The sequence below is a fragment of the Bacillus sp. JJ864 genome (assembly GCF_036963045.1).
Lineage (GTDB): Bacteria > Bacillota > Bacilli > Bacillales > Bacillaceae_G > Bacillus_A > Bacillus_A pseudomycoides_C.
Window position 1 is genome coordinate 1 of record NZ_JBALLY010000152.1, and the last position, 2,714, is coordinate 2,714.

At 32.2% G+C, this 2,714-nt stretch carries 2 protein-coding genes and 1 pseudogene; 2 read left to right on the top strand and 1 reads right to left on the bottom strand.

Annotated elements, in window-relative coordinates:
- Positions 1-553: 553 nt before the first annotated feature.
- A complete protein-coding gene (locus V7024_RS20435) occupies positions 554-1,327 on the top strand; it encodes a Cof-type HAD-IIB family hydrolase (protein ID WP_335523298.1) in 774 nt (257 codons plus the stop codon).
- 557 nt (positions 1,328-1,884) lie between these two features.
- On the opposite strand, the gene V7024_RS20445 is transcribed toward V7024_RS20435, so the two are convergent.
- The gene (locus V7024_RS20445; protein WP_335523301.1) at positions 1,885-2,328 is read right to left on the bottom strand and encodes a YaiI/YqxD family protein; all 444 of its coding nucleotides are present in this window, start codon (positions 2,326-2,328) and stop codon (positions 1,885-1,887) included.
- 263 nt (positions 2,329-2,591) lie between these two features.
- On the opposite strand from V7024_RS20445, the pseudogene V7024_RS20450 reads away from it, so the two are divergent.
- Positions 2,592-2,714 (top strand): annotated as a pseudogene (locus V7024_RS20450) (ATP-binding protein); the annotation flags it as partial.

Consider the following 2,714-nt stretch of genomic DNA (forward strand, 5'->3'; position numbering starts at 1 on the left):
ATTAAAATCATACTAAAAAGAGAAATGTGTTAACCATGCTACAGAAGTAGTATTTTTTTATGTAAGTTTCGTACTTTCGATTGATTCATCTTATTATTAGCTTTAATAAAATATCAATTAGGTATATAGAAATTGGACATGCGGTAATAAGAATCTTCATATTCAGTTTCAGTATTTGTGCATTTCTAGTGTTTGGAAAGAATTATTTTAGTAGATTGCCAAAACATATCGGTAGAAGGGGGAATAATGAATATGAAATTCCTTAATTGGAAGGTGTTTTGCAATAAATGGTTTACTATTTATTTTTAGGAGTAACTTTTCCGAAATTTGGAAGATGGATAGTTTACGTCGATAACCAGTATGTATTAATGGGATTATCAAGTCATAAAGATTAAACATTTTATTTCACAACATGTTATGTTTTTCTTATTTCTAGAAATGTTGAAAATTAATATATTTAAGGTTATATTATCAGAGTGAACAATATTCTGATTTTTTAGTTTTCAGGAACTTACCTTTTTATTTATATATTCATCTTTAAAGGAGCTACTTTATGAATTTTAAAATTGTATTTTTTGATGTTGATGGAACCCTTACACATCATGAAAATGGTAGTATTTCAGATAAAACGAAAGAAGCTATAAAAACACTAAAAAATAAAGGGTTAAGGGTAGTTGCAGCAACAGGAAGACCGTTATCGATGTGCGATGAAATAAGAAAATTAGGAGTAGATACGTTCATTACAGCAAACGGAGCTTATGTGAAGCACAATCAAGAGGTTCTTCATAAAGTACCAATGGATAAAAATATTATTCGAGAAGTGGTTGAATTTGCATATATCGAGAATAACGGGCTGTCATTCTTTACAGAAGACTTTAGTATGAACGGTGTAGAAGATAAGGAAATATTAAATGCATTGCATGAAACGTTGTCATTGAATGCTTATCCAACTATAAATAAACATATTTATAATCAAGAGGTCTATTTGATGTGTTTGTATGCTACTGATGAAACAGTAGAAAAATACATTCATAAGTTCCCTCATTTAACGTTTAGCAGATGGCATCCTTTTGTATTAAATGTATTACAAGAAGAAGTGTCCAAGTCTTTAGCGATCAAAAGTGTTTTACAGTATTTTGGCATTGATAAATCAAAGGCTGTTGCGTTTGGGGATGGAGGAAATGATATAGATGTGTTGGAATTAGTAGGGCTTGGGATTGCTATGGAAAATGGGAATGAACAATTAAAAGCAGTTGCAGATTTCGTCACGAAAAAGTCAAGTGAAGATGGGGTTGACTTTGCTCTTAGAAAGTACGGAATTATTTAAGGGTTCATAAAGAAATGATATTTCATTTATATTTGGAGTGATTTTTTTGATAGATCTGTTTCAATATAATTGACAAGTTAGAGAAGATTGGTTTAAGTGGCGTGAAACAATTACGAGTGAAGAGCTTACGAAAAAACGTACAGGTGGTATGGACTTTACAATGATAAAGTAAATGAAGCAAATATTAAGGATGCTTATTCAAGAATGTTTAGTACAGTCGAGTCCATTAAAAACAAGAAGTGAATTATCTGTATATGAATTAGAGGAGAGTCTAACAAAGTAAGGATAAGATATGAATATACAAAAAGCTCAGCTGATTTTTCTTGTCAACTGAGCTTTTATAATTCGAAGATACATTATACAGCGATGGTAAAGGATATGGAACTAAGTGAGCGTACAAGCGGATGGTTTATTCATTTTTCAATCAATCAGCTGATTATGATTCGAAAAAGCCATAGAAAGACCATTAAGAATAGAACGTATATTCATTGCTTTTCTTCCTGTAACTCACTTATAAGCTAGTACGGCCCAGTGACATGGGGCGGTTTGTCTCCAGTTTACACCAGAGAAATCGCTCTTTTAAAAAGCCCCTTAAATTTCTCCCTATCTTCTGATGTAAATGGTTTTGGCCCCTTTGTACGCTTTCCGCTTTTTCGAGCCATTGCACTCAAATAACGTGTTTGTAATAATTGGTCAATGTTTTCATTTGTATAGCTAGACCCATTATGGTGAAGTACCGCACACCCTTTTGCTAAACCTAGCGAAGCAAGACCATAATCTTGCGTAACGATTATATCTCCTTTTTCTGCTAACTTCATAATCCGATAATCCGCAGCATCTGCTCCAGAATCAACATAAATGGTTTCCACTCCTGATGGTTGTTCCGCATTAGAAAAATGAGAAAAACTAGTAACAAGGATAACAAGAATTTCAGCAGTCGTACCTTCAGAGATAATGATATCTTTTACCGGACAAGCATCTGCATCAACATAAATTTTCATCTTAACCGCTCCCCGTAAATAAGTTTGAGTTGATGATAATGGAAAATTTAGCCTTTGTCAAACGATTAAGATGGTTTACCTAAAATCATTAAAAAACAGTTGTTCTATTAAAGGGCGCGATTATTTAAGATTGCGTCTTTATTTTTGGTAGAAAAGTGCTTGTGCACATTATTATTTTTTGAAATAATTGGTTTTAAGAAATTGGGCAGTTTAATGCAAAAATGACAGAATAATATAAATTTTTAAACACTGGAGTTGTATTTATGAAAAGGTTAGTAATTATTACAGTAGGTAAAACCCATAGTGGGAAAACCACATTTGCAAGAGCTTTGGAAAAAGAGTTAAATAATTCTTTTGTGATGGATCAAGATAACCACGCTGAATTT